Annotated in this window: 6 protein-coding genes; 4 read left to right on the forward strand and 2 right to left on the reverse strand. The window is 65.6% G+C overall.

Annotated features, from left to right (window positions below):
• The first annotated feature begins 32 nt into the window (after positions 1–32).
• From VGM71_RS05800 to coaE, 3 genes are all read left to right on the forward strand, one after another.
• Positions 33–1,298 carry a type II secretion system F family protein gene (locus tag VGM71_RS05800; RefSeq protein WP_331542923.1) on the forward strand — a complete coding sequence of 422 codons (1,266 nt, stop codon included), beginning with the start codon at positions 33–35 and terminating at the stop codon, positions 1,296–1,298.
• Between the two features lie 75 nt (positions 1,299–1,373).
• Positions 1,374–2,243 carry an A24 family peptidase gene (locus VGM71_RS05805; protein WP_331542925.1) on the forward strand — a complete coding sequence of 290 codons (870 nt, stop codon included), beginning with the start codon at positions 1,374–1,376 and terminating at the stop codon, positions 2,241–2,243.
• Positions 2,240–2,842 carry a dephospho-CoA kinase gene (gene coaE / locus VGM71_RS05810; RefSeq protein WP_331542927.1) on the forward strand — a complete coding sequence of 201 codons (603 nt, stop codon included), beginning with the start codon at positions 2,240–2,242 and terminating at the stop codon, positions 2,840–2,842. Before VGM71_RS05805 ends, coaE begins: the two co-directional genes overlap by 4 nt.
• A 114-nt stretch (positions 2,843–2,956) precedes the next feature.
• On the opposite strand, the gene VGM71_RS05815 is transcribed toward coaE, so the two are convergent.
• Positions 2,957–4,207 (reverse strand): GGDEF domain-containing phosphodiesterase, encoded by a 1,251-nt coding sequence (locus VGM71_RS05815; RefSeq protein ID WP_331542929.1) that lies wholly within the window; start codon positions 4,205–4,207, stop codon positions 2,957–2,959.
• The gene (locus tag VGM71_RS05820; protein ID WP_331542931.1) at positions 4,204–5,460 is read right to left on the reverse strand and encodes an HD-GYP domain-containing protein; all 1,257 of its coding nucleotides are present in this window, start codon (positions 5,458–5,460) and stop codon (positions 4,204–4,206) included. The genes VGM71_RS05815 and VGM71_RS05820 overlap by 4 nt, the downstream gene beginning before the upstream one ends.
• A gap of 123 nt (positions 5,461–5,583) precedes the next feature.
• On the opposite strand from VGM71_RS05820, the gene msrA reads away from it, so the two are divergent.
• Complete coding sequence (gene msrA, locus VGM71_RS05825) at positions 5,584–6,255, forward strand: peptide-methionine (S)-S-oxide reductase MsrA (protein ID WP_331542933.1); 672 nt, start codon at positions 5,584–5,586, stop codon at positions 6,253–6,255.
• Positions 6,256–6,296: the final 41 nt, after the last annotated feature.

Here is a 6,296-nt window from a genome sequence, read left to right on the forward strand (position 1 = left end):
ACAAACGTTGAATCCGGGGGGAACATCGCGCCATGGCAGTAGCCACCGCAAACAAGAACACGCGGGCCTTGGGCACCGCCAGGGGCCAGGTCAATAAGCTGACCATGTACGACTGGACTGCGCTGGACAAGCGCGGCAAGCGCATGTCGGGCGAATTGCAGGCCAAGAATGCCGCGCTGGTCAAGGCCGAGTTGCGGCGCCAGGGCATGAATCCACAGACCGTGCGCGAGCGGGCCAAACCGCTGTTCGGTGCGTCCGGCAGTACGGTGAAGCCTCGCGACGTCGCCATCTTCAGCCGCCAGATCGCCACCATGATGGCCTCGGGCGTACCCATGGTGCAGGCCTTCGACATCATCGCGAGTGGACAGAAGAACGTTCGCTTCAAGAACATGTTGCTCGACGTCAAATCGAACATCGAGGGCGGCGCCTCGCTGCATGAAGCGCTGGGGCAGTACCCGGTCCAGTTCGACGAACTTTATCGCAACCTGGTCCATGCGGGCGAATCGGCCGGTGTGCTTGATACGATCCTGGATACCGTGGCGACGTACAAGGAACGCGTCGAGGGCATCAAGTCCAAGATCAAGAAGGCCTTGTTTTATCCGGCCATGGTCATGGTGGTGGCCCTCCTGGTCACGATGATTCTCCTCCTCTTCGTCGTGCCCGTGTTCCAGCAGACCTTCAGGGACGCCGGCGCGGAACTGCCCGTGCCGACGATGATCGTGGTCAAGGCCTCGGAGTTCATGCAGGCCTACTGGTGGCTGGTGATCGGTGTGCTGGTCGGCGCCGGTTTCTTCCTCGTGGCCTTGAAGAAACGGTCGGCCAAGTTCGCTCATTTCCTCGATCGCGTATCGCTGAAGATTCCGGTCATCGGCAACATCCTGCGACAGTCGGCCCTTGCCCGCTTCGCCCGGACGCTGGGCGTTACGTTCCAGGCGGGCGTGCCGCTGGTGGAAGCCCTCGAGGCCGTGTCGGGCGCCACCGGCAGCATCGTCTACAGCGAAGCCGTGTTGCAGATGCGCGACGATGTCTCCGTGGGACACCAGCTACAGTTGGCCATGCGCCAGACCAACCTGTTCCCGAACATGGTTGTGCAGATGACCGCGATCGGTGAAGAGTCGGGCGCCCTCGATTCCATGTTGTTCAAGGTGGCGGAATTCTACGAGGAAGAGGTGAACAACGCAGTGGACACGCTCAGCAGCCTGCTGGAGCCTTTCATCATGGTGATCCTCGGCGGGCTCGTCGGCGGCATGGTCATCGCGCTGTACCTGCCCATCTTCAAGATCGCCGGTACGACCTGATCGCCTACCCGGTGCACAATACGGGCCCTCCCCCTCACGGGCGGAGGGCTTTTCTTTGACGACGGCCGAGAGCCCATGCCCGAACTTCCCCTCGCCCTCTGGATCGCCTTCGCCGCCGTCTTCGGCATGCTCGTAGGCAGTTTCCTCAACGTGGTCATCCTGCGCACGCCACCACGCATGCAGTGGGAATGGCGGCGGCAGGCCCGCGAGGTGCTCGAACTGGAGCCGGCGGAGGAACCGAAGCCGCCGGGCGTGGCGCTGGAATCGTCGCACTGCCCGCAGTGCAAGCACCGCCTGGCCGCCCACGACAACATCCCCGTGTTCGGCTGGCTGTTCCTGCGCGGGCGCTGCCGTTACTGCGGCACGAAGATCTCGGCGCAGTACCCGCTGGTGGAATTGTTCACCGGCGTGGCGAGCGCACTCGTGGTCTGGCACTTCGGGCCCACGCCGGCCGCTCTGGCGGGGCTGGTCTTCACCTTCTTCCTGATCGCCCTTTCCGGCATTGACACCCGCACCCAGCTGCTACCGGACGAACTCAATTATCCGCTGCTCTGGATCGGCCTCGGCCTTACGCTGATCCCTGCCTGGCAGCCACTTCCGGTGGAACCTTCCTCGGCGATCGTCGCCTCGCTGATCGGCTACCTCAGCCTCTGGAGCGTCTACTGGCTGTTCAAGCTGCTCACCGGCAAGGAAGGCATGGGGCATGGCGATTTCAAGCTGCTCGCCGCGCTCGGGGCCTGGATGGGGCCCGTGTCGCTGCTGCCCGTCATCATGCTGTCCTCGCTGATCGGTGCCCTGGTGGGCGGAGGCCTCATGCTCTTCCGCAATCACCAGCGTGACGTGCCGATTCCCTTCGGGCCGTATATCGCTGCCGCGGGGTGGGTGTGGTTCCTCGCCGGCGACAGGATCCTGGCTAGCTACCTCCGGCTGACCGGACTGCAATGAGCTTCGTCGTCGCGCTTACCGGCGGCGTGGCTTCGGGCAAGAGCGCCGTGGAGCGACGCTTCGAGGCGCTGGGCATCCGCGCTTACGATGCCGACGTGGCGGCGCGGGCGGTCGTCGAACCCGGCTCCGAAGCACTGGCCGAGGTGGCACGCACCTTCGGCGCGAATGCGCTGGACGACGAAGGCCGGCTCGACCGTGCAGCCATGCGCCAGCGCGTGTTCGAAGACCCTTCGGCACGCATTGCCCTCGAAAGCATTCTGCACCCGCGCATCCGCGCATGGCTGCACGACGCGGTGACCGCGGACCAAGGTCCCTACTGCATCCTCTCGATTCCCCTGCTGGTGGAGAACCGTGCGCATTACGCCTGGGTGGATCGCGTGCTCGTGGTGGATGCGCCGGAAGCGGTGCGGATCGAACGGCTCACCCGGCGCGACGGGATCGACGCGGCGCTGGCGGCGAAGATGATCGCGGCGCAGGCGTCGCGCGAGGCGCGGCTGGCCATTGCCGACGACGTGATCGTCAATGATGGCGACGAGGCGGCGCTGGATGGGGCGGTGGCGGTGTTGGACCGTCGTTACAGGGCGTTAGCCTTGCTGTAGGAGCGCGCCTCGCGCGCGACAGGTTCTCGCCAAAGTGGTCTGGTTTGCGCCAGCTCCTGGGCATGGCCCCAAAAGATGTCGCGCGCGGGGCGCGCTCCTACGGGGAATGGCTTGTCAGATCAGCGACGCGGCCGCTATCCGTTCGGATACGAAATCCTCCGCCTTCATCGGTTCGGCGATGTGATAGCCCTGGACGAGATCGCAGTCCATTTCTACCAGACGCAGCAGGGTCGCTTCGTTTTCCACGCCTTCGGCCACGGCTTCCATGCCCATGCGGTGGGCCACGTCGACCATGGCCTGCACCAGCAGCGCCGTGCGGCTGTCGGTGGTCATCGCATCGACGAAGCTACGATCGATCTTGAGCTCCGTCGCAGGGAAGTGTCGCAGGTAGGCGAACGACGCGTAGCCGGTGCCGAAGTCGTCGATGGCCACGCGCACGCCGCGATCGCGCAGGCAGCGCAGCACGCGCACGCTCATGTCCAGATCGGTGAGCAGCGCCGTCTCGGTGATTTCGACGATCACGGCGGTGGGCGGCACGCCCCAGATGTCCATGGCGCCGAGCATCTGCTCGGCGAAGCCCGGCTCGGCGAAAACGCGGGGGGAAAGATTGATCGCCACATCCAGCGGGCAACCGCCACGGTGCAATGCCGCCGCGTGGCGTAGCGAGGCGTTGAGGCTCCAGCGAGTCAGCGGCACGATCAGGTCGCTGCGCTCGGCGAACTGGATGAAATCGGCAGGCGCCACGTGGATTTGCGCCGTGGTGGTCCAGCGCGAGAGCGACTCCACCCGCACAACCTCGCCCGAGCGAAGATCGCGCAGCGGCTGGAAGGCAACGTGCAGGCGGTTCGCCTCGATGTCTTCGCGCAGTTCGCCGTAAAGAATCTCCACGGGGGTGGCGTCCGGCTGGTACAGGGCGAAGGACTCGCCCACGCGCATGGCCTCGTCGTGCGCCAGTTCCGCACGGCGGTAAAGCAGCTCCGCCGTGGTGCCGTGCTCTGGGTGTACCGCGACGCCCACGATCGGGCGGCCGTGCCAGGGGCGTTCCCCGCGCAGCACCGGCGTGTCGAAGGCGCCGACGATGCGTGTGGCGGCCAGGAGCGCATGGGTACGGTTGCGTACCGACGGCAGCACGACCACGAAGGTGTCGTCGCCGGCGACGAACACGGTGTCGACATGACGAACGGCTTCGACGAGCCGCTCGCGCGCTGACAGCATGATCTGGTTGCCGAACTCGTATCCGAACCGCAATTGCGCTTCGCGCATGCCCTGCAGCCTGACGACGAGGACGGCACGCCAGCCCGGCTCGGGGATCACCCGGTCGAGGATGATCTGTACAGCGGGCAGGACGTCGGCACGCTCACTCATTGAATGAAAAACTCCCGGGGATCGATGCCATGACTGCCTGCCGGCAGGGTGCGCAGGATTTCGCGGCGGACGGAGTCCGTCTGGTTCATCAGGTCGATGATGAGGAAATCCTCGCGCGGCCCCTTATCCGCACGCGTCAGAACAGCCACCCGCGGCTGCAGGCGGCGGGCCTGATTCTGCACCATCACGACCGCGACTTCACCCGTATTGAGCTCCACGATCGATCCGGTGGGGTACACGCCAAGGCAAGCCTGGAACTGTTCCACGAGTTCGCCCTGGAAGGCGGTGTCGCGCCCCGCATAGAGCTGGCGCAGGGCGAGGTGTTGGGAAACGGCCTGCCGGTAGGGTCTTGGCGATGACATCGCATGGTACGTATCGATGATCGCGGCCATGCGGCCGGCCAGTGGAATCTCCGTGCCGGCCAGACCGGCCGGATAACCGCTGCCGTCGAAACGCTCGTGGTGGGTAAACACCATGTCGCGCACTTCGGGGTCGGTGACGCCGGAGTGCTCGAGGATGGCCATGCCTTCCTCGACGTGCTGGCGCGCCAGGCCCCACTCTTCGTCGTTCAGGGGCCCCTCCCGCGACAGGAGTTCCTCGGGCATCTGCACCTTGCCCACGTCCATCAGGAGGCCACCGGCTGCGAGGCTAACGATGGCCTCGCTGGCAAAACCCATGTGCCGCCCGAATGCGGCGGCCAGCGTGCTGCAACCGACCGCATGCTGATAGGTATAGCTGTCGCGCCGGCGCAGGCTCTCTATCCAGAAGAAGGCATCGCAACTGCGCAGCAGGCTGGTCACGAGCGGACGCACGGCCTCTTCGACGGTGAGTGGTTCGATCGAGCGCCCGTGCTGCACGTCATCCACCAGGCGTTCCGCGAAGCGCGTCACCTCCTCGAAGGCCTTCTTCGCCCGGGGGACCTCCTCGTCGAAGGGCACGGTGTCCCGATAGGTGTGCGCGGGGACCAGCCGCGGGTTCGTCACCGGACGCGGCCTGGCCGCCACGGCGGGCCGAGCCGGAGCGACGATCCGGGCCGGACGGGCGAACGTATGGTCCGGCATGGCCTGGCGGTGCAGGTCCACGAACACGTACTTACAGAATCTGGCCAGCCTGTCGATGTCGTCCTGCGACGTGATCGGCACGCCCTGCAGGGGGAACGTGGTGTCCGACCATTCGCAATCGAGACGGCTCACGTACATGCCGACCTCCAGGTCGGTCACGAACACGCGTCTCTCTACCAGGTCGTAAACCACTGCCGCCTCCGTCCCACTGCTGCACATCAGAACGGATATCGGCGCGCCAGCCCGGATCTTTAGGGTGTGAGGAAACCGGCGGATCGCCGGTCTTATGAAGTAGCCCAACCTTGGAGCTTCCCCATGCGTCTTCGTCTACTGCCTTCCCTGTTCCTTACCCTCACTGCCTGCTCCTCCGCCTCGGCGGGCGAGGAAGGCGTCAGGCTGCCTGCGCCCATGGTCGATGCGGCGCCTGCCGGAGGCGAGGCCTCCGCCGTGTTCGCCGGTGGCTGCTTCTGGGGCGTCGAGGGCGTGTTCCAGCACGTGCGGGGCGTGAAGAGCGTGCGCTCCGGATACTCGGGTGGCGATGCCGCCCACGCGAACTACGACGACGTGAGCGATGGCGACAGCGGCCACGCCGAATCTGTCCGCGTGGTGTACGACCCCAGCCAGGTCACGTATGGCCAGTTGCTGCAGGTGTTTTTCTCGGTGGCGCAGGACCCCACCCTGCTGAACCGGCAGGGTCCGGACACGGGCACGCAGTACCGGTCCGCGATCTTTTACGGTAGTCCGGAGCAGAAGAAGGTGGCCGAGGCCTATGTGGCACAGCTCAAGGGCGCCCGCGCCTTCGCCGCGCCCATCGTCACCCAGGTGACGCCGCTGAAGGCGTTCTATCCCGCGGAGAGCGAGCATCAGGACTATATGCACCTGAATCCGGATGCTCTTTACATCGCGATCAACGACAGGCCGAAGGTGCTGGCCTTGCAGCGGCTGTATCCGGAGCGGTACGTGGCGACCTGGGCCAACGGTCGCTGATCCGTAGGAGCGCGCCCTGCGCGCGACAGGTTTTCGCCAGG

Origin of the sequence: Luteibacter sp. (assembly GCF_036499525.1) — a bacterium.
Classification (GTDB): Bacteria; Pseudomonadota; Gammaproteobacteria; order Xanthomonadales; family Rhodanobacteraceae; genus Luteibacter.

Excerpts from the sequence above, each read along its gene's own strand:
- VGM71_RS05800 (WP_331542923.1), top strand. The coding sequence starts at position 33 with ATGGCAGTAGCCACCGCAAACAAGAACACGCGGGCCTTGGGCACCGCC.
- msrA (WP_331542933.1), top strand. The coding sequence starts at position 5,584 with ATGCGTCTTCGTCTACTGCCTTCCCTGTTCCTTACCCTCACTGCCTGC.
- VGM71_RS05815 (WP_331542929.1), bottom strand. The coding sequence starts at position 4,207 with ATGAGTGAGCGTGCCGACGTCCTGCCCGCTGTACAGATCATCCTCGAC.
- coaE (WP_331542927.1), top strand. The coding sequence starts at position 2,240 with ATGAGCTTCGTCGTCGCGCTTACCGGCGGCGTGGCTTCGGGCAAGAGC.
- VGM71_RS05805 (WP_331542925.1), top strand. The coding sequence starts at position 1,374 with ATGCCCGAACTTCCCCTCGCCCTCTGGATCGCCTTCGCCGCCGTCTTC.